Source organism: Caldimonas mangrovi, assembly GCF_023721835.1.
GTDB classification, from domain to species: Bacteria; Pseudomonadota; Gammaproteobacteria; order Burkholderiales; family Burkholderiaceae_C; genus Caldimonas; species Caldimonas mangrovi.
Genome location: NZ_JAMKFE010000013.1, coordinates 23,044 through 46,993, shown reverse-complemented (window position 1 = coordinate 46,993; position 23,950 = coordinate 23,044). Strand labels below are relative to the sequence as shown.

The window sequence follows — 23,950 nt, the reverse complement described above, 5'->3', positions numbered from 1 at the left end:
ACCTCGTGGCTCCTGGGGGTGAGACCCACCCCTACGCGCTACGCGCGCCCCTCAAGGGGCGGCACCGACGGACCGGCGAAGCCGGATCCGTGGCGCCACTCGATGGGGCGGGCCGTACGCTCAGGGGCGTGGTCGTGTCGTTGAGCCGCAAACGAGCAACCAGCGATCCTTGGTGTTCGTTTTTGTTCGTTTGCGTCTTTCTTTTTTCGTTTTAGCCCACGAACGCGCAGAAAGCAATGCATGGCAAACCCTAATTTGTTTTCGTTTTGGTTCGCTTAAGGTTCGCCGCGGCGCGAAACGAAAAATAGGCTACAACCCGCGCTTCGCTATTCGCACAACCATCCCGATGTCACCCAACCCCCGCCAAGCCGAGCTGCTCGAGGAAGTGCGCGCCAAGGGTGCACTGTCGGTGGAGGCGCTGGCCGAGCGCTTCGGCGTCACGCTGCAGACGGTGCGACGCGACGTGAAGATGCTGGCCGAGGCGGGGCTGCTGGCGCGCTTCCATGGCGGCGTGCGGGTGCCGAGCTCGACGGTGGAGAACATTGCCTACCGGCAGCGGCAGAACCTCAACGCCGACGCCAAGCAGCGCATTGCGCGCGCGGTGGCCAAGGCGGTGCCGGACGGCTGCTCGCTGATCCTCAATATCGGCACCACCACCGAGGCGATCGCGCGCGAGCTGCTGCGCCACCGGGGCCTGCGCGTGATCACCAACAACCTCAACGTCGCGGCCATCCTGACCGACAACCCCGACTGCGAGGTGATCGTCGCCGGCGGCGTGGTGCGCGCGCGCGACCGTGGCATCGTCGGCGAAGCCACGGTCGACTTCATTCGGCAGTTCAAGGTCGACATCGCGCTGATCGGCATCTCGGGCATCGAGGCCGACGGCTCGCTGCGCGACTTCGACTTCCGCGAGGTGAAGGTGTCGCGCGCGATCATCGAGCACGCCCGCGAAGTGTGGCTGGCGGTCGACCACAGCAAGTTCAACCGGCCTGCGATGGTGGAACTGGCACATGTCGGAGAACTCGACATGCTGTTCACCGACACGCCGCCGCCCGAGCCCTATCCGCAGCTGCTGGCCGAGGCCGGCGTTCAGTGCGAAGTGGCATGAGGACCATGAAATGACTTATCTGCTCGCCCTCGACCAAGGCACCTCCAGCTCCCGCAGCATCGTCTTCGACGCACAGGGCAACATCGTCGCGATGTCGCAGCGTGAGTTCCGCCAGATCTATCCGCAGCCCGGCTGGGTCGAGCACGACCCGCGCGAAATCTGGAGCAGCCAGTTGGAGACGGCGCGTGAGGTGCTGGTGAAAGCCGGGCTCGCCGCCGCCGACATGGCCGCGCTGGGCATCACCAACCAGCGCGAGACCACGCTGCTGTGGGACCGCAAGACCGGCGAACCGGTCTACAACGCGATCGTCTGGCAGGACCGCCGGGCCGAACCGATCTGCGCTGCGCTGCGCGGGCAGGGGCTGGAGCCGCTGGTGCGCGAAAAGACCGGCCTGGTGATCGACGCCTATTTCTCCGGCACCAAGATCCAGTGGATCCTCGACCACGTGCCCGGCGTGCGCGAGCGCGCCGAACGCGGCGAACTGGCCTTCGGCAACGTCGACACCTGGCTGGTGTGGCAGCTCACAGGCGCACGGCTGCACGTGACCGACGTGACCAACGCCTCGCGCACGATGCTGTTCGACATCCACCGCAACCGGTGGGACGACGAGCTGCTGGCCGCACTGCGCATCCCGCGCAGCCTGCTGCCCGAGGTGCATCCGTCGGCACACGTCTACGGCGAGACGGATGCGCACCTGCTGGGCAAAAGCCTGCGCATCGGCGGCATCGCGGGCGACCAGCAATCGGCGCTGTTCGGGCAGGCCTGCTTCAGCGCGGGCCTGGCGAAGAACACCTATGGCACCGGCTGCTTCATGCTGATGCACACCGGTACACGCACCAAGCTGTCGACCAACGGGCTGGTCACCACGTCGGCCGCGCAGCCGACGGCGACACCCGAGTTCGCGCAGGAAGGCAGCATCTTCATCGGCGGCGCGGTGGTGCAGTGGCTGCGCGACGGGCTGCGCGCGATCAAGGCGTCGAGCGAGGTCGAGTCGCTGGCCGAGTCGGTGCCCGACTCCGGCGGCGTGATGTTCGTGCCGGCCTTCACCGGCCTGGGCGCGCCGTACTGGAAGCCCAATGCCAGCGGCACCATCGTCGGCCTGACGCGCGGCAGCGGCGCCGCGCACATCGCACGCGCAGCGCTCGAATCGATCGCCTTCCAGAGCGCGGCACTGCTGCAGGCCATGAGCCGCGATGCCGTGGCCGCCGGCGGCTCGCCGGTGGCCGAGCTGCGCGTTGACGGCGGCGCCTGCGTCAACAATCTGCTGATGCAGTTCCAGGCCGACCTGCTGGGCATTCCGGTGGTGCGGCCGAAAGTGATCGAGACCACCGCGCTCGGCGCCGCCTACCTGGCCGGCTTGAGCTGCGGCGTCTACCGGAGCCTCGACGAATTGAGCGATCAGTGGCAGGTGGAGCGGCGCTTCATGCCGACGATGCCACGCGGCCGCGCCGAGGAGCTGATGCAGCGCTGGGAGCATGCGGTCAGGCAGGCCACGCTCGAATAACGACCGGGCGTTCCCCTGTGCTAAATTGGCCCGCCTCTCGGAGGGGGCCACGGCGCATCCGTCGATGCGCGGTGACGGACGACCACACCGACTCGCCGCGCCATGAAAGACGAGCACGACCTGGAACTGCTGATCGCCTCGCGCTTCCCGATCATCGCGATCGAGACGCATGAGGAACAACGCGCCGTGAACCTGCTGGCGCGCTGCGCGTCGCGACGGCAATTGCCGGTGCACACCTGGTCGGTCACCACCGGCTGGAAGCCGCTGCAGACCCAGATCGCATTCGCCTCCACGCAAGACCCGGCCCCTGCATTGCGCCATGTCGGCAACGTGCGCCAGCCCGGCGTTTATGCGTTGCTCGATTTCCACCCCTTCCTGAACGACCCGCTGCACGTGCGGCTGCTGAAGGAGATCGCTGCCGACTACGACCGCGTGCCGCGCACGCTAGTGCTGATGAGCCACCGCACCGAGGTGCCGCCAGAGCTCGACAAGCTGACCGTGCGTTTCGCGCTGTCGCTGCCCGACGAGACCGGCATCCAGCGCATCTTCCAGGAAGAGGTGCAGTCGTGGCAGACACGCCACGCGCCCAAGCGCCTGCAGGGCCAACAGGAAGCGCTGCAGATGCTGCTGCGACTGCTGCGCGGGCTGGCCGAGCCCGACGTGCGCCGCTTGATCCGCCATGCGATCGAGCATGACGGCGTGCTCGACGGCAACGACCTGCCGCGGGTGATCAACCAGAAACAGCAGATCCTCAGCCGCGACAGCTCGCTTTCGTTCGAGCTCGACACCGCCGAGTTCGCCGATGTCGCCGGTCTCGCGGCCCTGAAGCGCTGGCTCGACCGCCGCCGCGCGCCCTTCCTCGACGAAGCGGGAGCGCAAGGGCTGGATGTACCCAAGGGCATCATGCTGCTCGGCGTGCAAGGCTGCGGCAAGAGCCTGGCTGCCAAGGCCGTGGCCGGCACCTGGGGCGTGCCGCTGATGCGGCTCGACTTCGGCGCGCTTTACAACAAGTGGCTGGGCGAGACCGAACGCAACCTGCGCGAAGCGCTGAAGGCCGCCGACTCGATGGCGCCGTGCGTGCTGTGGATCGACGAGATCGAGAAATGCCTGTCGACCAGCGACCACAGCGACAACGGCGAATCGCGCCGCGTGCTCGGCACGCTGCTGACATGGATGGCCGAGCGCAAGAGCCGGGTGTTCATCGTTGCCACATCGAACGACATCGAACGCCTGCCGCCGGAGCTGGTACGCAAGGGTCGCATGGACGAGATCTTCTTCGTCGACCTGCCCGACGGCCCCGCGCGGCAGGAGATCGCGCGCATCCACCTCGCCAAGCGTGAGCAGGACCCGTCGCACTTCGATCTTCCGCGCCTGGCCGCGCGCACGCAAGGCTATTCGGGCGCCGAGATCGAGCAGGCGGTGATCTGCGCGTTGTACGAAGCGCACGCGCAACGCGTGCCGCTCAGTGACACACTGATCGAGGCCGAAGTCGACCGCACCCGACCGCTGTCGGTGGTGATGGCGGAGAAGATCGAAGCGCTGCGTGCCTGGGCGGCCGATCGCACCGTGAAGGCCGATTGACGGCAGCGCGCCGCCGCCGTGGCGGCGCATGGAAGCTTCTCCCTCTTGTCACGCTCCTGCCACCACGCTGTCAGGAGCCGCCGCGCACCATGACGGCTCCCTCAACCCCTCAAGGAGCTCACCATGGCACAACAGACCCAACGCAACGCCGTCAACTGGTTCGAAATTCCGACCCGCGACATCGGCCGCGCCCAGCAGTTCTACGAAGCGATGCTCGAAGCCCCGTTGCAACGCAACGACATGGGCGAGTACAAGATGGCGATGTTCCCGAGCGACCCGTCGCAAGGCGTCGGCGGCTGCCTGGCGCAGGGCGAAGGCGCGGTGCCCGGCGTCGAAGGCGGCACGGTGGTCTACCTCAACGCCGAGCCCTCGCTCGACGCGGTGCTCTCGCGCGTCGAGCGCGCCGGGGGCAAGATTGCGATCCCGCGCACCGAAATCGGTGGCGGCCACGGCTACTTCGCACACATCCTCGACCCGGAAGGCAACCGGGTCGGCCTGCATGCGATGAACTGAGCCCCCTGAAGCAGGAGCTGACGATGCATGCACCCGCCCCACTTCGTACGCTGAAGAACCTGGGCCCGAGAAGCGCCGAGGTGCTCGGGCGCGTGGGCGTGCACACCGCCGAGCAACTGCGGCAGGCGGACGCGCTCGAGCTGTACGTCCGCCTGCGCGCCGCCTGGCCTGCCACGAGCGTGAACATGCTCTACGCGCTGGTAGGCGCGCAGGAAGGCCGGCCGTGGCGCGAAATCCAGCAGGAGCGCCGCACCGAGCTGTTGCTGCAACTCGACGAGATGGGTCATGCGCCGCGCTGAACGCCTGTTCGAGATCGTGCAGCTGGTGCGCGGCCGGCGGCTGAGCACGGCCGCCTGGCTGGCAGGCCGGCTCGAGGTGTCCGAGCGCACGGTCTACCGCGACATCGTCGACCTGCAGTCGCAGGGCGTACCGATCGAAGGCGAGGCGGGTGTCGGCTACCGCATGCGCGCCGGTTACGACCTGCCGCCGATGATGTTCACGAGCCAGGAAGCGCAGTCGCTCGCCGCAGCGGTGCGGTTGGCGCAAGGCTGGCTCGATCCGGCGCTGGCGCGCCAGGCCGAAGCGGCGCTCGGCAAGATCATGACGGTGCTGCCCGCCGCCGCGCGCGTCGCGGCCGAGAGCATCGCGCTGTACGCGCCGCCGGTCGGCAATCCGGCCACGCTCGACCGGCTTGCACGACTGCGCGAATCGATCGAGGCGCGCGTGAAGCTGCGCATCGACTACGAAGACCTCAAAGGCAGCGTCACGCAACGCGTGATCCGCCCGCTCGGCTGCTTCTACTGGGGCAAGGTGTGGACGCTCGGCGCATGGTGCGAAGCCCGCGAGGACTTCCGCAGTTTCCGCGTCGACCGCATCCGCGAGACCGAACCGCTGAACGAACGCTTCCACGACGAGCCGGGCCGCACGCTGGCCGATCTGTTCCGCAAATCCGAGGCGGAAGCGGAGGAGTACGAGCGCTGCCTGAGGGCCTGAGCACCGCCCCCGGGGACTCTACGAGTTCTCGTGCTTGCAACGTTTGCGGCAAACGTTCTACTCTTTCCGATTCGCCTTCAACATGACACGCATCACCTACTTCGTGGCCGCTTCGCTCGATGGCCACATCGCCGGTCCCGACGGCGAACTCGACTGGCTGCCGCCCGTGGACCCGTCCGGCGGCGAAGACTACGGCTACCGCGCCTTCTACGACAGTGTCGACGCGGTCGTGATGGGCCGGCGCACCTACGAGGCTTGCCGGGCGCTGGGCGACTGGCCCTACGCAGGCAAGCCTTGCTGGGTGATGACGCGGCAGCGCGATCTTGGCGCACTGCCGCCGGATACCGAAGTCACCGCCGCCACGCCTTCACAGCTGCATGCGCTGTGGCGCTCGCTCGGGCGGCGCCACGTCTTTCTCGTTGGCGGCAGCGAGGTGGCACGTGCCTTCCTCGACGCCGAGCTGCTGCACGAGCTGGTGCTGAGCACCGTGCCGGTCGCGCTCGGCGGGGGCGTACCGGTGTTCGCGCCGCGCGCCGGCGCCGGCGCGTCGTGGCGGCTGCAGCGTTGCACCGGCTACGCCGGTGGTCTTACGCAGGCAAGCTACCTGCTCCGGGCTGCCTGGCAAATCCCGTCGGCCGGGTCAACAGGTTTCAACCCTTCCCCGTGAACGCAGGGAAAGGGTTTCCCCGTCTGTCACGGCTGCGACAGCCTTCCCTATAGTCCGGCCCTCGAAACACGAACGTTCGTTCGTTTTTGAAGAAAGGACCCCATGCACGTCTCACGCCTACGCTCGCCCGCGCTTGCGGCTGCGCTCTCCGCCTCCCTGCTCCTGGCTGCCTGCGGCGGCGGCGGGGGCGACGACGACCCGCCGTCCGAGCGCGGTGAGATCCTTGCGTCCACGCTGGCCGGCCACGCCACCATCGCGCAGATCGATGCCGGCACCCAGGCCAGCGGGCTGCAGCCCCTGTCGGGCGCCGCGCAGTGCGACGTCGACGTCCGCTATGTGATGTACGTGACCCGCGACCCGGCCGGCGAACCCGCCACCGCGTCGGCCGGCGTGCTGGTGCCCAGCGGCGACGGCGCTGCCTGCCAGGGCGAGCGCCCGGTGGTGCTGTATGCCCACGGCACGACCACCGCACGCTCGAAGAACATGGCCGACGTGCAGACCGACCAGGAAGCCAGCCTGATGATGGCGATGTACGCCGCCCAGGGTTTCATCGTCGTGGCTCCCAACTACCTCGGCTACGACCGTTCCAGCCTGACCTGGCACCCTTATCTCAACGCCCAGGCCCAGGCCGTCGACATGATCGACGGGCTGCGTGCCGCGAAGGCCCACCTGAATGCCGAGAGCGCAGTCAAGCCGTCGGCGCAGTTGCTCATCACCGGCTACTCGCAAGGCGGCCACGTCGCGATGGCCACCCATCGCGAGATCCAGACCCACTACGCGAGCGAATTCACGGTGACGGCGTCGGGCCCGATGTCCGGGCCCTACAACCTGCTGGCCTTCGGCATGGTCGTCAACGGGTCCGGGCCGATCAATGCCGGTGCCACCATCTTCACGCCGATGCTGCTGACGTCATACCAGCGCTCGTACGGCAACGTTTACGGTTCCCCGACCGAGGCCTACCAGAGCCCCTACGCCGCCACCGCCGAAAGGCTGTTTCCGACCGACACGCCGCTCGCGACGCTGATCGCCGAAGGCCGGTTGCCGGCTGACCCGACCTTCACGCTGCTGTTCGGCACCGGCGGGCTGCTCACCGACAGCTACCGGCAGGACTTCCTGAGCAACGAGAACAACGGGTTCCGCCAGGGCCTGGCGCGCAACACGCTGCTCGGCTGGACACCAACGCGCCCGGTGGCGATGTGCGGCGGCGCGCAGGACCCGACGGTGTTTTATGCGGTCAACACCACGGCGATGCAGGCCGACCTGAATTCGCGCCTGCCGGCGCAGGCGGCGGTCCCGGCCTTCGACCTGGAAACCCGGGCCACCCTGCCGGCCGGCGCCACCGGCGACGCGATCTACGGCGGCTTCCAGGCACGCAAAACCCAGGCCGGTGCCGAAGTGCAAGCCCAATACCACGGCGCGCTGGTGCCGCCGTTCTGCAACGCGCTGATTCGGGGCTACTTCCAGCAAGTCCTCCAACTCGGCCTGTAAAGCGCTTCTCGCGGAGAACTCATGAAGCAATTCCTGCCCGCCCTGCTGGCGGCGGCCCTGTGCGGCCTCGCCGGCACCGCCGCCCACGCGCAAAGCCAGATGGTCTACATCGGTGGCGCCTACATCAACATCAACTCCAAGGCCGATGCGCTCGAAGGGCCATCGACCCCGCCCGACGCGCGGCTGGATGTCGACGACGCGAAGACCCTGATCTTCGGCTACCAGCGCTATTTCGACGACCACTGGGGCATCGACCTCGCGCTCGGCATTCCGCCCAAGCACAAGGTCCACGGCCGCGGCTCGCTCGAAGGTTTCGGCCAGATCTCGTCGTCCAAGCAGGTGGCGCCGACCCTGTTCGCGAACTACCGCTTCGGCAGCGCCGGCGACAAGCTGCGCCCCTTCGTCGGCATCGGCATCAACTACACCCGCTTCACCGACACCAAGAGCACCACCGCCGGCAACTGGGCCAGCGGCGGCCCCACCAAGCTGAAGCTGTCCGACTCGTGGGGCCTGGCCGCCCAGGTGGGTGCCAGCTACGCGCTGACCGACAAGTGGTCGCTGAATGCCACGGTGGCCGCTGCCAAGGTGAAGAGCGACCTGAAGGCCACGACCACGACGGCCGACGGAGACACCATCGTGCGCCGCACGACGATCGACTTCCGGCCCGTGGTGTTCACGATGTCGGTCGGTTACGCCTTCTAGGCGCTCCAGCTTTTCCTCCGAGGCCGGTGGCGCCGGCCTCCTGCCCTCGCCCGGTCAAAGGTTCGCCTTGCCCGGGCTCTTTTTTTGCCGGGCAGGTACATCACCGAGACATTCGTCACGTCTTCAGGCCTGCGGGTCCGCTCCACCCTCAAGCCTGCTGGCACGCTGTCGATGTTTTCGAGGTACACGGCCGCCGTGGGCGCCCCCATGCACGCGCGGTGGCCGCAAATACCGTACCCACGAAGCGAACGCCCCGCGGCGACACGCCACGCCATGACGCAACCCGACGCAGCCCACGAGAAGTTGGTGATCAAGCTGGTCTACTACGGACCGGCGCTCAGCGGCAAGACAACCAACCTGCAGCGCCTGCACGACGAGATCAGCAGCACGCAGCGCGGGGAACTGATCGCGCTCGATACCCGCAATGATCGCACCCTGTTCTTCGACCTGCTGCCGCTGGGCGTGCGCGCCCCCTCCGGCCTGCTCGTCAAGCTCAAGGTGTTCACCGTGCCCGGGCAGGTACAGCACGACAGCACGCGCAAGGCGATCCTGGCCGATTGCCACGGGGTGGTTTTCGTGGCCGACTCGCAACTGCGTCAGACGGCGAACAACGCCGCCTCGTTCGGCAACCTCGCCGACAACCTGGCAAAACTGGGCCGGGACATCGAGCGCTTTCCGGTCGTGCTTCAGTTCAACAAGCGCGACCTGCCCGAGATCGTTCCGGAGGAAGAGCTGGCGCAGCGCTGGGGGCCGACGCCGTGGGGCATGCCGGCACTCGCCACCGCGCTGAAAGGCATCGGCGTCGGCTCCACGTTCCGCGAGCTGCTGCTGCGGGTGCTGCCCAGCCTGGAGGCCGAACACGGTCTGGCCGGCCAGCACGGGCTGACGTCGCAGGCGCTGCTTCGCTCTCTTGGACTCGAGACATGACCACCGACCTTTCGATTGCGTCCTTCGATGCCGAGATCGACTTCGCCGACCTCTTCGGCGACGCCGAACTCGCCGACTGGCAAGACTGGCTGTCGGCGCTGCACCGGGCGCCGGTCCGACTGCTTCCGCCCCAGCAGGCCGAGGCCGGCGACTGGGTCATCGAGCACGAACTCGAGTCCCTGCTCGCCGTGCGCGCCGCTCTCGAGCCCCTGGCCGACCCCGTGCGCGCGGTATTTTCTCGCTACGTGCGCGAACGCATCCGCTACAGGCTGGCATCGCGGCTGCACATCACCGCCACGCAGGCCGACTACGAACGCGTGCTCGCGTCCGAAGCCCGCTACCGAGGCCTTGCCGCACAGCTGGAGGAGCGGGTGCAGCAACAGGTGGCCGAGCTGCAGCGGGCCCAGCTGTATGCCTTCCAGGCCGAGCAGTTGCGGTCGGTCGCACAGCTGGCCGCCGGCATGGCGCACGAGATCAACAACCCGGTCGGCTTCCTCTCGTCGAACCTGCGCACGGCGCGTGACTATCTGGGCGAACTCCGTCCCCTGACCGCCCCCAGCGGCACCGAGCTGATCGACGACTTCGGCGCGCTGCTCGACGAAGCACTGGAGGGCGCTCGTCGCATCGCGACCATCGTCGCCCATCTGCGCCAGTTCTCGAACGTGGACCGATCCAGCGTCTGCGAGGCGGACGTGGCGGCGCTGGCCAAGGCGGTCATTGCGCTGATCCGCACCGAGATCCCCGGCACGGTGACGTTGCACTACTGCGGGCCCGAGCTGCTGTACTGGGTCTGCGAACCGGCCCGGATCAGCCAGGCGCTGCACCAGTTGATGCGCAACGCCAGCCAGGCGGTCGGCGATAACGGACGCATCGAACTGCATTGCACGCTCGACGGGAACGAGCTGAGCCTGCGTGTGTGCGACAACGGCTGCGGCATGAGTGAAGAGACCCGCGCCCGTGCCTGCGACCCGTTCTTCTCGACGCGGGACGTAGGCCAGGGCGTGGGCCTCGGCCTCAGTCTGGCCGCAGAAACCGCGCGGCTGCACGGCGGCCGTTTGCTGCTGCGCCCGGGACCGGACGCCGGCACCGAGGTCGAGCTGCGTCTGCCGGCCGCTGGCGTGGAAGCTGCAGGAGTGCCGACGTGAGCCGCTACGACGCGCTCTTCGGCGGCACCGCTCCCGCCCCGCCGGCGCCTGCGTCGCAACCGCCCGGCGCATCGTATCGCCTGCTGTTCGTCGACGACGAGCCGAATGTGCTGTCGTCGCTGCAGCGCATCTTCCGCGGCCGCAACTATGCCATCGAGGTCGCGCAGTCGGCGCGCGAAGCGCTGCAGAAGCTGGAGCAAGGCCGCTTCCATCTCGTGATGACGGACTTCCGCATGCCGGGTACCAATGGTGCCGACTTGCTGCGCGAGGTTCGCAAGCGTTATCCGGACATATTGCGGCTGATGCTGACGGCGCACGGCGAGACGGACGCCGTGATGGGCGCCATCAGCGAAGGAGCGGTCTACCGTTTCATCCTCAAGCCGTGGAACGACGACGACCTGCGGCTGACCATCGGGCTGGCGCTGGAGCAGTACGAGCTGATCCAGCGCAATCGCCAGCTCGAAGCACAGACGCGCGAGCAGGGGCGCGACATCGAGGCGCTGAACCGGTTGATGACGTCGAACCGCAGCCAGCTCGCGATCATGTTGCACAAGAAGGGGCAGCTCAACAGCCGCCAATTGCAGCAGATCCATGCCGAGTTCGAGCTGCGCAAGACGCCCGTGATGCGCCAGTTGCACGACAAGCAGTGGGTGCCGGAGGCTCAGATCCATCAGATCCTGACCAAGGAACTGCTGTTCGAGCCGATCGATCTGACCGAAGTGCAGCCACCGGCCGACGCGCTGTCTCTGGTGCCCGCCACCGTGTGCCAGCGCCAATGGGTGCTGCCGGTGCGCCTGAACGGCAAACGCATCACGCTGGCGATGACCGACCCGATGGACCTCGGCCTGATCGAGGAGCTGAAGTTCAGTACCGGCTGCACCATCGAGCCGGTGGTCGCCATGCCGGCTGCGATGGAGGCCGCGCTGCAGCGCGTGTTCGGCACCGTGCAGCACGACTTTCGCGACCTCGTCGCCACCGTCGGCGATGACGATCCGTACGAAGGCATCGAAATCGTGCTCGACGACGAAGCGCACGAGGAATCGATCGAACGCCTGTTGTCCGGTTCGTCGGAGCCGCCTGCGATCCGGCTCGTCAACGCGATCCTGCTCGAGGGCTTGCGGCTCGGTGCCAGCGACATCCACATCCAGCCGCGCTCGAAGTACGTCATCATCCGCTACCGCATCGACGGTGTGCTGGCCGACAAGATCCAGGTTCCGCTGAACCTGCACCCTTCGGTCGTCTCGCGCATCAAGGTCATGGCCGAGCTCGACATCGCCGAGCGTCGTCGTCCGCAGGACGGCCGCATCACCGTGCGCTCGTCGCTGCGAACCGCCGACCTGCGCATTTCGACGCTGCCGACGCTCAACGGCGAGAAGATCGTCATGCGCGTGCTCGACCGCGAGGGCGCCCCGCAGTCGGTCGATGTGCTCGGGCTGTCGGATGCCAACCGCAAGCGCCTGCTGCACGCGATCGCCAAGCCCCAGGGGCTGATCCTGGCGACCGGGCCGACCGGCAGCGGCAAGACGACCACGCTGTACGCGCTGCTGCAGCACGAGGCCACGCCGGAGAAGAACTACATCACCGTCGAAGATCCGGTCGAAGCCTTCGTCGATATGGCCGGTCAGGTGCCCGTGCGCGAGCGGCTGGGGCTGAACTTCGCCGCCGTGCTGCGCGCGATCCTGCGGCAGGACCCGGATGTGATCCTGCTCGGCGAGATCCGCGACGGCGAGACCGCGGAGGTGGCACTGCATGCCGCGATGACCGGACACCTCGTGCTGTCGACGCTGCACACCAACTCGGCCATCGCGACGGTCGCGCGCTTGCTCGACCTCGGCATCAAGCCCTTCCTGCTGGCTTCGGCGCTCGAGGCGATCGTGGCGCAGCGGCTGGTTCGTCGCATCTGCCCGCATTGCCGCGAGGAAGCGCCGGTCTCGCACCTGGTGCTCGCGCAGCTGGGGCCGCTGTTCACCGAGCCCGGGCTCAAGACCTACCGCGGCCGCGGTTGCCGCCGCTGCTCGCACGGCTACGCCGGCCGCGTGGGCCTGCACGAAGTGCTGCTGCTCGACGAGGACCTGCGCGATGCGATTTTCGAAGGTGCCAGCGTCAAGCGCTTGTCGGCGCTGGCGCGTGAACGGGGCATGCTCGGCCTGCTGGACGACGGGCGCGAAAAGGTGCACGCCGGCCAAACGACACCGGACGAACTGCTGCGCGTGCTGGGACCGCAGGTGCCGGTCTGAGCCGGCACCTGCGGCTCACTTCAGGCCCATGCAGTTGGCGTAGAAGGACGTCGTCGCCGGCCAGTCGGAAAACACGCCGAGCACGCCGATCTGGCGCGCCAGCACGTCGAGCACGCGCATCACGTCGCCCTCGCGGGTAACGGCAGGGTCGAAGGTCTGGTAGTAGAAGCCGTTGTCGCCGTCGGCGAGCAGGCCCGAGCGCTCCAGCGTCCAGGTGATGATGTCGAGCCGGGCGGCCTTGGCGTTCCTGGCGTACTGCGACGGCACGATGTGGCCGTTGCCGTCGTGCGTGAGCAGCGCGAACAGCGGCGGCGCGACGATGTTGATGCCTTGCGCCTTGTAGGCCGCCAGCTCGCCGTAGCCCGGCAGGTCGGCGACGGTGTTGGCGTCGTCCAGGTACACCGCCTGGCGGCCGTAGGCCGGCTCGTTGCGCACCCAGTACAGCACATCGGCCTGGTCGAACGACTGCGGGAACACCTGCTTCGGGTGCACGCCGGCCTGCTTGTACTCGTCGATCATCTTCTGCGCATACGCTTCCTGCGTGAAGCCGTCGAAGGGCATCGCGACGCTGGGCGACTTCAGCTCGGGCGTCATCTTGACGCCCAGGCGCTTGAACAGCTCGATGCTTTCCTTGTGCGTCAGCAGCGTGCCGCTGCTGGGGCCGGAATACACGTCGGTGCGCCACGAGGTCGTGCTCTTCATGTATTCGTCGGCCGTGCGGGCGCGCGGGTTGGAGTCGTCCATCTTGCCGCGCAGGGTCTTGAACTCGGCCAGCGTGATGTCGCTGGTGCGGCATTCGGCGCTGGCCGGCGTCACCAGGTTGCCCGCCGCATCGAAGGTGGCCGGCGTGAACGGGCGGGTGCACTTGGCGGCCAGCGGCGTGGCCAGGATGTTGGTGGTGGTGTGCAGGTCGTTCTGCGCGTGGCGGCAGACCAACTGCTTGTCTCGGGTGAAGGTGACGTCGCACTCGACGACGCCGGCGCCCATGCGCGCGGCCGCCTCGTAGGATTCCTTCGTGTGCTCGGGAAACTGCATCGGCGCACCGCGGTGGCCGATGGAGAAGTCGCTGCTGCGGTAGCGGGGCCGCTGCGCACATGCCTGCAGGTGCCGCTTGAGCGGGCCGTCGGCCATGTCGTTGACCAGGAAAAACGGGCGCGGGCCGAGCTGCACGTCCACGTCCTTGCCGCCATGGCGGTCGTGGTGGTCGTGGAACGGGGTCGCCAGGGCCGGCACGGCGGCTGCGCAGGCCAGCACGGCAAGAAGGAGGGTTCGACGCATGAAGTACTCCGCTGTAGGTTGACGGGCCACGACGCGGGCCCTGATCTCACGGTAGCCAGCCTCCATGGCAGCACGGTGACGAGCGGTAATTGATTACATGTTAGACACTCCATGCCATGCCGGCTTCGCACCTCCTGCTCGCCCTCGCCGTCGTTTTCGTCTGGGGCACCAACTTCGTCGTCATCAAGCTCGGCCTGGCCGAGCTGCCGCCCTTCCTGTTCGCAGCGCTGCGTTTTGCGCTGTCGGCGTTTCCGTTCCTGCTGTTCATCCGCCGGCCGCCGGTGCGCTGGCGCACGCTGGCCACCTTCGGCGTGGTGCTCGGTGCGGGCCAGTTCGGCCTGTTGTTCCTGGCGATGCGCACGTCGATCTCGCCCGGCATGGCGTCGCTGGTGGTCCAGACCCAGGTGTTCTTCACGATCGGGCTGTCGATCGCACTGAAGGGCGAGCGCCTGACAAGGGTGCAGTGGCTGGCGCTCGCACTGGCTGTGGCCGGCATGGGCGTGATCGCCCTGCTCAGCGACGGCACGACCACCCTGCTCGGCCTGGCATTGGTGCTGGCGGCTGCGTTCTGCTGGGCCTGCGCCAACCTGGTCGCGCAGTCGGCCGGGCGGGTCGACGTGCTGGCCTTCATGGTGTGGTCCAGCCTGTTTTCGGTGCCGCCGCTGCTGGCGCTCAGCCTGGTCTTCGAAGGGTCGCAGCTGATCGGCACGGCGCTCACCGGCGCCAGCTGGAGCGCCTGGAGCGCGGTGGTCTGGCAGGCGGTCGGCAACACCTTGTTCGCGTATGCCGCCTGGAACTGGTTGCTTTCGCGGCACCCTACCGCTACCGTGGCACCCAGTGCGTTGCTGGTGCCGGTGTTCGGCATGGGCGCGGCCGCGTGGTGGCTGAGCGAGCCGCTGCCCGGCTGGAAGCTCGCCGCCGCCGCGCTGGTGATCGCCGGGCTGGCACTCAACGTGCTCGCAGCCCGCATGTCGGCGGCACGTACCGCCCTGAGCTGACCCACCCTGGAACCGACGATGGAGCTGTATTACTACCCGAGCACGGCCGCGATGGTGCCGCACATCCTGCTGGAAGAACTGGGCGTGCCTTACCGCCTGACGCTGGTGGACCGGCAGCAGAACGCGCACAAGTCGCCCGACTATCTGAAGCTCAATCCCAACGGGCTGATCCCGGTGCTGGTGGACGGCGACCTGGTGCTGTACGAAACCGCGGCCATCTGCCTGCACCTGGCCGACACGCATCCCGAGGGCGGGCTGCTGCCGGCGCTGGGCACGCCGGAGCGCGCGCATGCCTACAAGTGGCTGATGTGGCTGGCCGACACGCTGCAGCCGGCGCTGATGGTGTACTGGTACCCCGAACGGTGGGCCGAGACGCCCGGCGCGGTGGCCGAGGTGAAGGTCTGCGCCGAGCAGAAGATCGGCACGCTGCTCGACCAGCTCGACACCGAGTTCGCACGGCCGGGCCACCCCTGGCTCCTTGGTACCGCCTACACGCTGCTCGACCCCTATGTGCTGACGCTGTGCCGCTGGACCCGCTTCTTCCCGCGGCCGGCCCGCAGCCTGCCGCACCTGGGCGCCTTTTTGCAACGCATGCTGGAGCGTCCGGCGGTGCAGCGCATGTACGAGCAGCAGGGCATCCGCGAGACGTTCTTCTGACATGCGTTTTTCTGCGCGCCGGGCCCGTGCCCCGCTCGACCGTTGGGTCGAGGGGCTGTGGCTGTACGAAGGAGATGGCCGGGAAGCGCCCGGCGCACGCTGGAGCGAGCGCGTCCTGCCCAGCGGCAAGCTGCAACTCATCGTCGACGTGAGCCCCGGCGGGCCGTGCGATTCGGTGGCCGGCGGCATGGTGGCCGTCGGGGCCCATGCGCAGGTCTGCGTGGTCGACTTCGAGGCACGCATGGTGCTGGCCGGTGTCGCCTTTCGCGCTGGGGGGGCCGCGCCCTTCTTCACGCTGCCGCTGGGCGAGCTGGCAGACACGGACGCCCCGCTCGACCTGTTGTGGGGCGGCCTGGCCTGCGAGCTGCGCGAACGGCTGCACGAGGCCCGCGGCGACGCCGCGCGCTTCGCCGTGCTCGAGCGCGCGCTGCTGTCGCGATTGCAGTCCGATGCGCGTCGGTGCGACCCGCGGCTGCATCCCGCCGTCGCAATGGCGCTGACCCAGTGGCGCGCCGACACGAGCGGGCCCAGCGTCTCGGCGGTGGTCGAGCGCGCCGGCCTCAGTGCGCGCCGCTTCACCGAGCTCTTCACCGCGCAGGTCGGCCAACCGCCCAAGCGCTACAGCCGGGTGTGCCGCTTCCAGGCGGCGCTGCAACGCCTGCATGCCGATGCCGGCTTCGACGGCGCCGAACTGGCGCTGGCCTGCGGCTACCACGACCAGGCCCACTTCAACCACGATTTCCGCGCCTTCTCGGGGCTCACGCCCACCCAGTACCGGGCGTTGCGCACCGAGCACGCGAACCACGCGCGGCTGGCATGAGCCGCTCATTGTCTCGGCGGCAACACGCGGAAGCGCCCGCCGTCGATGCGCAGCATCACCACGCCGCGCTCGTCGAAGCCGAGATGATCGGTCGGCGTGTAGTTCAGCACGCCATGCGAGATCACGATCTCTTTCTCCGACTCGAGCGCGTCGCGCAGTGCCTGGCGAAACGCCGGCGTGCCCGGCCGCGCCTGCTTCAGCGCCACGGGTACCACCCGCTGCAGCACCTTCAGCGCATCGTGCGCATGCGCACCGAACTGTGTGCGGGTGTTGGGGCCGTGCGCCTTCTCGTAGGCCGACACGTACTCCAGTGCCACCGCCTTCACCGGGTTGGCGGCGTGGAGTTGCTCGGCCACCAGCACCGGCCCGGCCGGCAGCACCGTGCCCTCCATGTGCCTGCCGCCCACCCGCACCAGGTCGGGTGAGCCGGCACCGTGCGTCTGGTAGATCGGGCCGCGATAGCCCCGCTCGCGCAGGTTGATCTGCGGCATCGCGGCGGCCGAGCCTGCGCCGACGATCAGCACCGCGTCCGGCCGCACACCCGCCACCTTCAAGGCCTGCGCCGTGATGGCAGTGTCGATCGGCGCGAAGCGTTCGGTGGCCACGATCTCGAGACCCGCCTTCCTGGCCGAGGCACCGAAGGCCTGCAGCCACATTTCGCCATAGCCTTCGTTCCAGCCGAGAAAGGCGACCCGTCGCACGCCGTCGTCGGCCATGCGGCGCGCCACCGCGTCGGACATCAGCGACACCGGCTGCGGCAGCACGAAGGTCCAGTCGCCCGGCCCGCCGGGCCGCGGTGCCGGCGCGAACGCCAATTGCACCGTGCGCCCTTCCGTTGCCACCGGCGCGATCGCCAGCACGCCGGGCACGCCCGACGAGCCGAGAATCACGTCGACCTGCTCGGTCACGAAGCGGCGTGCATTCTTGACGGCGCCGGTGGTGTCCGACGCATCGTCGAGCACCGTCAGCCGGACCTTCTCGCCGGCGATGGTGTCGGGCCATTGCGCCAGCGACGCCTTCAGCGGCAGGCCGAGCGAGGACAGGGGGCCGGTCAGCGACAGGCTCACGCCGATGTTCAGCTCGGCACGCACGGCGCCGGCCGAGAGCAGCGCCAGTGCCAGTGCAGCAGCGCGGATGCGGTGTTTCATGGTGGTCTCCGTTTCGTTCTTGTTGCGTGCCTGACGGCATCACACGTAGGTGGATGCGAGCCCGCCATCGACCGGCAGGTTGACGCCGCTGACCCAGCGGGACGCATCGCTGCACAGGAAAGCGATCACGGGCGCGACTTCATCGCTGTAGGCCGGGCGCTTCATGCGGTGTGCGTCCTTCTCGACCCGCTCCTGGCCGAGCATCGAGACAAAGTCACCAAGGATGGGCGTGAACACCGGCCCGGGCGCCACGCAATTCATGCGCACGCCGCGCTCCAGGAAGACACGTTGCGACTGCGTAGATGTCCAGACGATCAGCGCCTCCTTGAAGTACTGGTAGCAGGTTGGCTGCGCCACCGGGTGATCGCGCAGCCAGTGCGCGCCTGCCTCGAAGCCGCCGGTCTGCGCCAACGCGCGATGCAGTTCGAGCCGCTGCGGCCATTCAGCACCCAGGATGGACGACACGTTGACGATGGCGCCGCCTGCCGGCATGCGGTCGAGCACGCGCTGCGTCAGGTGCCGCAGGCCGAGGTAGTTGACCCGGGCCACCAGGTCCGCCGGCGCCGTGCCCGGCACGCCGGCGATGTTGGCGAGCGCGTCGACGTGCGCGGGCAAGGCCGCCACCGCGGCATCGATCGCCTGCGGGTCGCCCAGGTCGGCCTTCACGAAGCCGTCGAGCGACAGTGTCGGCTCGTTGCGGTCGATGCCGATCACCCGCGCACCCTGCAGACGTGCGAGCTTGGCGAAATCCGACCCGATGCCTGAGCAGCAGCCGGTCACGACGACGGTCTTGTGAGTGAGGGTCATGTGCGTCTCCAATGCCGTTCAAAAGGGGAAGGCGGGCAGCGTGTCCTTCACCGTGATCCACTGCCAGCGCGTGTACTCGTCGACGTCCGCCGGCCCGCCGACGGCGCTGCCGTTGCCGCCGATGCCGGGCCCGCCGAACGGATTGGTGCACTCGTCGTTGACGGTCTGGTCGTTGATGTGGACCATGCCGGCGTTCAGTTGACGGCCGATCGCCATGGCGCGGCCGATCGACGGGCTGATCACCGCGGCGGCCAGCCCGCCCGCGCCGCGGTTGGCCAAGGCCACCGCCTCGTCGTCGCTGCGGAAGGTCACCAGGCTGGCGACCGGGCCGAACGGCTCTTCGTCGAACGCGCGCATGCCGGGGCGCACGCCGCTCAAGACGGTCGGCCGGTAGCAAAGCCCTTCGTGGCGGCCACCGGCATCGAGCGTCGCGCCGGCGGCGATGCTGTCCTTCACGACGGCGTCGAAACGCTGCAGCTGCTTCAGGTCGATCAGCGGGCCGAGCGCGACCTGCCCACTGGCACCGTCACCGACCGGCAGGTGCTGCGCCTTCGCGACCAGCCGTTGACGCAGGGCCTCGGCGATCGACTCGTGCACCAAAATGCGGTTGGACGCCATGCAGATCTGGCCCTGGTGAAACCACGCGCCGAAGGCCGCCGCGCTGGCGGCCCGGTCGGGGTCGGCGTCCTCCAGCACGATCAGGTTGTTCGCGCCGCCCAACTCCAGCGACACCTTCTTCAGGTGGCGGCCGGCCAGTTCGCCGATGCGCCGGCCGACGGCGGGCGAACCCGTGAAGGCGATCATCGGCACGCGCTCGTCGGTCACCAGCGCCTCGCCCGCCTCGGCATCGCCGGGCAGCACCTGCAGCACGCCGTCCGGCAGGCCGGCGCGGCGGAACACCTCGGCCATGATGACGCCGCCGCTGATCGGCGTGCGCGTGTCGGGCTTGAGCACCACCGCATTGCCGAGCGCGAGCGCCGGCGCCACCGAGCGGATGCCGAGGATCAGCGGAAAGTTGAACGGCGAGATCACGCCGACCACGCCATGCGGCACGCGCCGCGCAACCGACAACTGCCCCGGCACGCTCGGCAGCACCTCGCCCTGCGACCGCATCGGCAGACCGGCCGCGATGTTGCAGATGACCGCGGCCTCCTTCACCTCGTGCTGGCCCTTGGGCACGATGCCCCCCGTCTCGCGGGCGATCACGAGCGCCAGCTCGTCGAAGCTTTCCTGCAGCCACCGGGCGGCCTTCAGCAGCACCGCGGCACGCTCGCGCGCGCCGGTGGCGGCCCAGGCCGCCTGCGCTGCATGGGCACGGCCGATCGCATCGCCCATGTCCTCGGCATTCGCCACGCCGGTCTGGCCCAAGGTCTTGCCGGTGGCCGGTTCGACCACATCGCGCAGGCCGCCGCGCGGCGCGCGCCACTGGCCGCCGTCGAACACGCGCCCCTGCCAGAGGCCGGGGTCTATCAGGGGAAGGGTCTCGGGTGTGCCCATCGTGGGTGTCTCCTGGAAGGTTCAGCATTCCGGCCAGACGGTGGCCGACGCGCTGAGCTACGCAACCCGCGGGCCGCGGGCCGGTGCAACGAGCACATCCCCGGGTCGGACACGGTGCTGCGTCATAGGGGAGATCGGGACTTACCCGCAGGCTCCGTGCGGGTCGCATGCGCGCTCTGCGGTCAGTGTTTACCCGCGAGCCGGCTTGCTCAAATGATCAACTCACCGAACACTGCTGCAGTGCATCGATCCACCGCCCGGTACCCATGAGTCCTCCCACCCAGCGCGTTTCCCTTGCCGATGTGTCCCGGGCCACCGGCGCGTTGATGCGGCGCGGCGAGCCCTCGCCGCTCGAAGGACAAGAGCATCCGCAACTGGCCGACCTGACCGAATGCCTGTTCTTCTCGCCCGGCGACGGGCGCATCTGGCTGAACGACCAGCGCATGGTGCTGATGCACACCGCGTCGCTCGGCACGCTGCGCCGCGAGCTGATCGACACGCTGGGGCTGGAACAGGCGCGCGGTCTGCTGACGCGCACCGGCTACGAATCGGGTGCGCGCGACGCGCGACTGGTGCGCGAACGCTGGCCCGACAGCGACCTGGTGCCGGTGTTCATGGCCGGCACGCGGCTGCACGCTCTGGAAGGCGTGGTCAAGGTCGAGCCGGTCGAGTTCGAGATCGACCCCGAGCGCGGCCACTATCACGGCGAGTTCCTGTGGCAGCACTCCACCGAGGACGACGAGCACATCGCCGCCTACGGACTGGGCACCGAGCCGGCCTGCTGGATGCAGCTGGGCTATGCCATGGGCTATGTCACCGGGCTGATGGGCCGGCTGGTGGTGTTCCGCGAGGTCGAGTGCCGTTCGACGGGCAGCGACGTGTGCCGCGTGATCGGCAAGGTGGCCGAAGCCTGGGGCGATGTCAGCGAGGACCTGCGCTACCTGAACGCACGTGACTTTCTGAGCACGCAATCGCACGGCAGCCAGGCACCGCCGGCGGTGCTCGGCGGCAGCGTACTCGCCGGCGCCGACGCGCAAGAAATGGTCGGCGTGTCGTCGGCGTTCAAGTCGGCCTGCCACCTGTTGTCGCGTGTGGCCCCCACGCGGGCCACCGTGCTGTTCACCGGCGAGTCCGGCGTCGGCAAGGAGATGTTCGCGTCGATGCTGCACCGCATCAGTCCGCGCAAGGAGCGGCCCTTCGTCGCGATCAACTGCGCGGCCATCCCCGAGAACCTGATCGAGGCCGAGCTGTTCGGCGTCGAGCGCGGCGCCTACACCGGCGCGTCCGCGTCGCGCCCCGGGCGCTTCGAGCGGGCCGACGGCGGCACCTTGTTCCTCGACGAGATCGGCACGCTGAGCCTGGTCGGCCAGGGCAAGCTGCTGCGCGCACTGCAGCAAGGCGAGATCGAGCGGGTCGGCGGCTCGCGCACCGTCCAGGTCGACGTGCGGGTGGTGGCGGCCACCAACGTCGACCTGCAGGCCGAGGTGAAGGCCGGGCGCTTCCGCGAGGACCTGTTCTTCCGGCTCGAGGTGTTCCCCATCCACCTGCCGCCGCTGCGCGAGAGGCGCGAGGACATCCCGCTGCTGATGAGCCACTTCCTGCACCACTACGGCCGGCTGCATGGACGCCGGCTGCTGGGCTACACGCCGCGCGCCGTGAAGGCGCTGCTCGGCTACGGCTTCCCAGGCAACATCCGCGAGTTGCAGAACATGGTGGAGCGCGGCGTCATCAGCGCCGACGAAGGCGGTGTGATCGACCTGCCCCACATGTTGCGCCGCGAGCAGATGCGCGAGGGCGCGCTGCTGGCGCTGGGCACGGGAGGTGCACTGTCCGGCAGCGCCGAGCGCATCGACGAGCAGGCCGAACCCGGCAGCCTGTTCGAGCGCCTGCGGGCCACCGGCGAGGCCGGCCTGTCGCTGGACGCGATCGAGCAGCAGTTGATGGCCGAGGCCGTCGAGCGTGCCGGCGGCAACCTGTCGGCCGCTGCGCGCCTGCTGGGCCTCACACGGGCGCAACTCGCCTACCGGCGGCGCAACGCGCAGGCACCCCGGAGCGGCTGAGGCCTTCCGATTCATACAAGACAGCGCAGCGCTTGCCATGCACGATGGCCATTTCGAACACGAGCAAGGAACTGCCATGTCCGTTGCCTACAAGCCCGAGGGCTACACCAGCGTCTCACCCTATCTGGTCGTGCAAGGCGCGGCCGCCACCATCGAGTTCCTGAAAAGCGCCTTCGACGCCACCGAGCTGCGCCGCTACCCCGATGCGGAAGGCCGCCTGATGCATGCCGAGGTGCGCATCGCCGACAGCGTCGTGATGCTGGCCGACAGTGCGCCGGCGTGGCCGGCACTGTCGGCGCACGTGCACGTCTACGTGCCTGACGTGGACGCCACCTACCGCCGCGCGCTGCAGGCAGGAGCCGAGGCGGTGCAGGAGCCGGTCAAGAAGCAGGACGAAGACAAGCGCGGCGGCGTCAAGGACGCTGGCGGCACCACCTGGTGGATCTCGACACGGGTCGGCTGAGTCACGACGGGCGGCCGTCGAGCCGCACGCCGAGCCGTCCGGCCCAGTGACGGGTCAGCGGTGTCGCCGGTTTCGCCAGCTGCCGCTCATTGACCAGGCCACGGCCGGCCGACTGCAGGCCACCGCGCGCGGCGGCAGCGAGCAAGGTCTGGTCGATCACGTCGCGCTGCGCATGGCTGCCGCCGAGACGCTGCACCACCGGACGCAACGGATGAAGCTGCCGCCAGGTCGCCTCGTCGTCGCCATGCGCGTACGCCAGCAGCCCTTGCAGCAACGCCAGCCCGGTGCGAGCGGCGAGCTGCCGCTCGGTCGAAACCGTCGTCTCGACGCGGCGTTCCACCTGCGCCAGCCACCGCCGTGCGGCCGGCACGTCAGCCGCGCCGGCCAGCGCGAGCATCAGGTGCAGGTCGTTGAAGGCCGACCACCCCGCCACATCGTCCGAGCGGTCCCAGCCTTGCGCCAGTGCGGGCCAGCGTTCACCGCCGTCGATCCCGAGCAGATGCAGCCGCCACAGCAGTGCGGTGGCGTCCAGCCGCTGGAAGGCGATCTGCACGGCATCCCCGCCCAGGTGCTCGTCGTACAGCCGCAACGCGCCGTCGGTGTCGAGGCGCTCCAGCCGGAACAGCCCGAGATGCCACCATAAATGGCCGGCGAAGCCGTTGCCCACCGACCAGTGCGGACGATGCCGACGCAGCCAGGCAGCGCCTTCGTCGAAACGCCCCTGCATCTCCATCACGTGCGCGACCGCATGCACCGCCCACGGCACCTGCGGATCGATGTCGAGGGCCCGGCGGCCCGCGGCTTCGGCCTCGGCGTGCAGGTGGTTTTCCTCCAGCCCGAAAGCGTGCATGCCGAGCACGTACGGGTACAGCGGCGCGGACGCATCCCACTGCGGCAGCACGCGCGCCACGCGCCGGCGCAACTGCCAGGCGTCACCACGATGGAAGTCGAAGAAGTGGGCCCACAGCAGCGCCAGGATGTCGTGCGGGTGATCGAGCAGCACGCGGTCCCAGGTGTCGCAGGCGGCCTGCCAGTCGCCTTGCCAGCCTTGCGTTACCGCGGCGAGCAAGGTGCGCTCGCGCGCGGGTGCGCCACGGCTCGCGGCCTCGGCGCCCGCCAGCGCCGCTTCGGCCTGCGGCCGGAAGGCGGCCTCCGTCAGGCTCAACAGGAAGCCGGCCTTCATCACCGGTGGCAGCAGCCAGCCCGGGTCGGCTGCTGCGGCGGCATCGAGGTCGGGGATCGGGTCGCCGAAGAAGGACAGCATGCGCCACAGCGCCTGCTCGGCGTGCCGCATCGCTTCGGTGGAGCGTGTGCCGACGGGCACGCCGCGCGGATCCTGCATCGAGGTTCGCAGGTG

General features: G+C 68.9%; 22 protein-coding genes. 17 read left to right on the top strand and 5 right to left on the bottom strand.

Annotated elements, in window-relative coordinates; all coding sequences use genetic code 11:
* Window positions 1-346 precede the first annotated feature (346 nt).
* From M8A51_RS19005 to M8A51_RS18950, 12 genes are all read left to right on the top strand, one after another.
* Window positions 347-1,108: a DeoR/GlpR family DNA-binding transcription regulator gene (locus M8A51_RS19005; RefSeq protein WP_251780106.1), complete on the top strand. Its 762-nt coding sequence runs from the start codon at window positions 347-349 to the stop codon at window positions 1,106-1,108.
* Window positions 1,109-1,118: 10 nt separating this feature from the next.
* Window positions 1,119-2,612, top strand: a complete 1,494-nt coding sequence (gene glpK / locus M8A51_RS19000; RefSeq protein WP_251780105.1) for a glycerol kinase GlpK — start codon at window positions 1,119-1,121, stop codon at window positions 2,610-2,612.
* A 102-nt stretch (window positions 2,613-2,714) separates the two neighbouring features.
* On the top strand, window positions 2,715-4,193 hold the full coding sequence (locus M8A51_RS18995) for an AAA family ATPase (protein ID WP_251780104.1): 1,479 nt from the start codon (window positions 2,715-2,717) through the stop codon (window positions 4,191-4,193).
* A 123-nt stretch (window positions 4,194-4,316) separates the two neighbouring features.
* Window positions 4,317-4,706: a VOC family protein gene (locus tag M8A51_RS18990; protein ID WP_251780103.1), complete on the top strand. Its 390-nt coding sequence runs from the start codon at window positions 4,317-4,319 to the stop codon at window positions 4,704-4,706.
* Window positions 4,707-4,729: 23 nt separating this feature from the next.
* Window positions 4,730-5,005, top strand: coding sequence for a TfoX/Sxy family protein (locus M8A51_RS18985; protein WP_251780102.1), 276 nt, complete (start codon window positions 4,730-4,732; stop codon window positions 5,003-5,005).
* Entirely contained in the window at window positions 4,992-5,699 is a 708-nt protein-coding gene (locus tag M8A51_RS18980; protein WP_251780101.1) for a helix-turn-helix transcriptional regulator, read from the top strand. Before M8A51_RS18985 ends, M8A51_RS18980 begins: the two co-directional genes overlap by 14 nt.
* Window positions 5,700-5,781: 82 nt before the next feature.
* A complete protein-coding gene (locus M8A51_RS18975; protein WP_251780100.1) occupies window positions 5,782-6,366 on the top strand; it encodes a dihydrofolate reductase family protein in 585 nt (194 codons plus the stop codon).
* Window positions 6,367-6,468: 102 nt separating this feature from the next.
* Window positions 6,469-7,854, top strand: coding sequence for an alpha/beta hydrolase family protein (locus M8A51_RS18970; protein ID WP_251780099.1), 1,386 nt, complete (start codon window positions 6,469-6,471; stop codon window positions 7,852-7,854).
* A gap of 21 nt (window positions 7,855-7,875) precedes the next feature.
* Window positions 7,876-8,556 (top strand): OmpW/AlkL family protein, encoded by a 681-nt coding sequence (locus M8A51_RS18965; protein ID WP_251780098.1) that lies wholly within the window; start codon window positions 7,876-7,878, stop codon window positions 8,554-8,556.
* Window positions 8,557-8,829: 273 nt separating this feature from the next.
* Window positions 8,830-9,483: a GTP-binding protein gene (locus M8A51_RS18960; protein WP_251780097.1), complete on the top strand. Its 654-nt coding sequence runs from the start codon at window positions 8,830-8,832 to the stop codon at window positions 9,481-9,483.
* The gene (locus M8A51_RS18955) at window positions 9,480-10,628 is read left to right on the top strand and encodes a sensor histidine kinase (RefSeq protein WP_251780096.1); all 1,149 of its coding nucleotides are present in this window, start codon (window positions 9,480-9,482) and stop codon (window positions 10,626-10,628) included. The genes M8A51_RS18960 and M8A51_RS18955 overlap by 4 nt, the downstream gene beginning before the upstream one ends.
* Complete coding sequence (locus M8A51_RS18950) at window positions 10,625-12,865, top strand: ATPase, T2SS/T4P/T4SS family (protein WP_251780095.1); 2,241 nt, start codon at window positions 10,625-10,627, stop codon at window positions 12,863-12,865. The genes M8A51_RS18955 and M8A51_RS18950 overlap by 4 nt, the downstream gene beginning before the upstream one ends.
* A gap of 15 nt (window positions 12,866-12,880) precedes the next feature.
* On the opposite strand, the gene M8A51_RS18945 is transcribed toward M8A51_RS18950, so the two are convergent.
* A complete protein-coding gene (locus tag M8A51_RS18945) occupies window positions 12,881-14,143 on the bottom strand; it encodes a glycerophosphodiester phosphodiesterase family protein (protein ID WP_251780094.1) in 1,263 nt (420 codons plus the stop codon).
* Between the two features lie 116 nt (window positions 14,144-14,259).
* Here M8A51_RS18945 and M8A51_RS18940 point away from each other — a divergent pair, with 116 nt between their 5' ends.
* The 3 genes from M8A51_RS18940 to M8A51_RS18930 are packed head-to-tail and all read left to right on the top strand — an operon-like array spanning window position 14,260 to window position 16,618.
* Window positions 14,260-15,141 (top strand): EamA family transporter, encoded by an 882-nt coding sequence (locus tag M8A51_RS18940; protein WP_251780093.1) that lies wholly within the window; start codon window positions 14,260-14,262, stop codon window positions 15,139-15,141.
* An 18-nt stretch (window positions 15,142-15,159) separates the two neighbouring features.
* A complete protein-coding gene (locus M8A51_RS18935; protein ID WP_251780092.1) occupies window positions 15,160-15,798 on the top strand; it encodes a glutathione S-transferase family protein in 639 nt (212 codons plus the stop codon).
* Between the two features lies 1 nt (window position 15,799).
* Complete coding sequence (locus M8A51_RS18930; protein ID WP_251780091.1) at window positions 15,800-16,618, top strand: helix-turn-helix domain-containing protein; 819 nt, start codon at window positions 15,800-15,802, stop codon at window positions 16,616-16,618.
* A 5-nt stretch (window positions 16,619-16,623) separates the two neighbouring features.
* Here M8A51_RS18930 and M8A51_RS18925 read toward each other — a convergent pair whose 3' ends face one another.
* Genes M8A51_RS18925 through M8A51_RS18915 form a run of 3 tightly spaced genes read right to left on the bottom strand, consistent with a single transcriptional unit; the run spans window position 16,624 to window position 20,070 of the window.
* On the bottom strand, window positions 16,624-17,766 hold the full coding sequence (locus M8A51_RS18925) for an ABC transporter substrate-binding protein (protein WP_251780090.1): 1,143 nt from the start codon (window positions 17,764-17,766) through the stop codon (window positions 16,624-16,626).
* A 39-nt stretch (window positions 17,767-17,805) separates the two neighbouring features.
* Window positions 17,806-18,573: a coniferyl-alcohol dehydrogenase gene (locus M8A51_RS18920; RefSeq protein ID WP_251780089.1), complete on the bottom strand. Its 768-nt coding sequence runs from the start codon at window positions 18,571-18,573 to the stop codon at window positions 17,806-17,808.
* 18 nt (window positions 18,574-18,591) lie between these two features.
* On the bottom strand, window positions 18,592-20,070 hold the full coding sequence (locus M8A51_RS18915) for a benzaldehyde dehydrogenase (protein ID WP_251780088.1): 1,479 nt from the start codon (window positions 20,068-20,070) through the stop codon (window positions 18,592-18,594).
* 266 nt (window positions 20,071-20,336) lie between these two features.
* Between M8A51_RS18915 and M8A51_RS18910 the strand changes: the two genes are divergently transcribed.
* On the top strand, window positions 20,337-22,130 hold the full coding sequence (locus M8A51_RS18910; RefSeq protein WP_251780087.1) for a sigma-54-dependent Fis family transcriptional regulator: 1,794 nt from the start codon (window positions 20,337-20,339) through the stop codon (window positions 22,128-22,130).
* 76 nt (window positions 22,131-22,206) lie between these two features.
* Complete coding sequence (locus tag M8A51_RS18905; protein WP_251780086.1) at window positions 22,207-22,593, top strand: VOC family protein; 387 nt, start codon at window positions 22,207-22,209, stop codon at window positions 22,591-22,593.
* Between the two features lies 1 nt (window position 22,594).
* Here M8A51_RS18905 and M8A51_RS18900 read toward each other — a convergent pair whose 3' ends face one another.
* Complete coding sequence (locus M8A51_RS18900) at window positions 22,595-23,917, bottom strand: tetratricopeptide repeat protein (protein ID WP_251780085.1); 1,323 nt, start codon at window positions 23,915-23,917, stop codon at window positions 22,595-22,597.
* Between the last annotated feature and the right edge of the window lie 33 nt (window positions 23,918-23,950).

What these genes read in the sequence shown, in the direction of transcription:
- M8A51_RS18965 (WP_251780098.1), top strand. Translation starts at nt 7,876, where the DNA reads ATGAAGCAATTCCTGCCCGCCCTGCTGGCGGCGGCCCTGTGCGGCCTC.
- M8A51_RS18980 (WP_251780101.1), top strand. Translation starts at nt 4,992, where the DNA reads ATGCGCCGCGCTGAACGCCTGTTCGAGATCGTGCAGCTGGTGCGCGGC.
- M8A51_RS18905 (WP_251780086.1), top strand. Translation starts at nt 22,207, where the DNA reads ATGTCCGTTGCCTACAAGCCCGAGGGCTACACCAGCGTCTCACCCTAT.
- M8A51_RS19005 (WP_251780106.1), top strand. Translation starts at nt 347, where the DNA reads ATGTCACCCAACCCCCGCCAAGCCGAGCTGCTCGAGGAAGTGCGCGCC.
- M8A51_RS18985 (WP_251780102.1), top strand. Translation starts at nt 4,730, where the DNA reads ATGCATGCACCCGCCCCACTTCGTACGCTGAAGAACCTGGGCCCGAGA.
- M8A51_RS18945 (WP_251780094.1), bottom strand. Translation starts at nt 14,143, where the DNA reads ATGCGTCGAACCCTCCTTCTTGCCGTGCTGGCCTGCGCAGCCGCCGTG.
- M8A51_RS18920 (WP_251780089.1), bottom strand. Translation starts at nt 18,573, where the DNA reads ATGACCCTCACTCACAAGACCGTCGTCGTGACCGGCTGCTGCTCAGGC.
- M8A51_RS18910 (WP_251780087.1), top strand. Translation starts at nt 20,337, where the DNA reads ATGAGTCCTCCCACCCAGCGCGTTTCCCTTGCCGATGTGTCCCGGGCC.
- M8A51_RS18940 (WP_251780093.1), top strand. Translation starts at nt 14,260, where the DNA reads ATGCCGGCTTCGCACCTCCTGCTCGCCCTCGCCGTCGTTTTCGTCTGG.
- glpK (WP_251780105.1), top strand. Translation starts at nt 1,119, where the DNA reads ATGACTTATCTGCTCGCCCTCGACCAAGGCACCTCCAGCTCCCGCAGC.
- M8A51_RS18935 (WP_251780092.1), top strand. Translation starts at nt 15,160, where the DNA reads ATGGAGCTGTATTACTACCCGAGCACGGCCGCGATGGTGCCGCACATC.
- M8A51_RS18990 (WP_251780103.1), top strand. Translation starts at nt 4,317, where the DNA reads ATGGCACAACAGACCCAACGCAACGCCGTCAACTGGTTCGAAATTCCG.
- M8A51_RS18930 (WP_251780091.1), top strand. Translation starts at nt 15,800, where the DNA reads ATGCGTTTTTCTGCGCGCCGGGCCCGTGCCCCGCTCGACCGTTGGGTC.
- M8A51_RS18975 (WP_251780100.1), top strand. Translation starts at nt 5,782, where the DNA reads ATGACACGCATCACCTACTTCGTGGCCGCTTCGCTCGATGGCCACATC.
- M8A51_RS18915 (WP_251780088.1), bottom strand. Translation starts at nt 20,070, where the DNA reads ATGGGCACACCCGAGACCCTTCCCCTGATAGACCCCGGCCTCTGGCAG.
- M8A51_RS18925 (WP_251780090.1), bottom strand. Translation starts at nt 17,766, where the DNA reads ATGAAACACCGCATCCGCGCTGCTGCACTGGCACTGGCGCTGCTCTCG.
- M8A51_RS18995 (WP_251780104.1), top strand. Translation starts at nt 2,715, where the DNA reads ATGAAAGACGAGCACGACCTGGAACTGCTGATCGCCTCGCGCTTCCCG.
- M8A51_RS18960 (WP_251780097.1), top strand. Translation starts at nt 8,830, where the DNA reads ATGACGCAACCCGACGCAGCCCACGAGAAGTTGGTGATCAAGCTGGTC.
- M8A51_RS18970 (WP_251780099.1), top strand. Translation starts at nt 6,469, where the DNA reads ATGCACGTCTCACGCCTACGCTCGCCCGCGCTTGCGGCTGCGCTCTCC.
- M8A51_RS18955 (WP_251780096.1), top strand. Translation starts at nt 9,480, where the DNA reads ATGACCACCGACCTTTCGATTGCGTCCTTCGATGCCGAGATCGACTTC.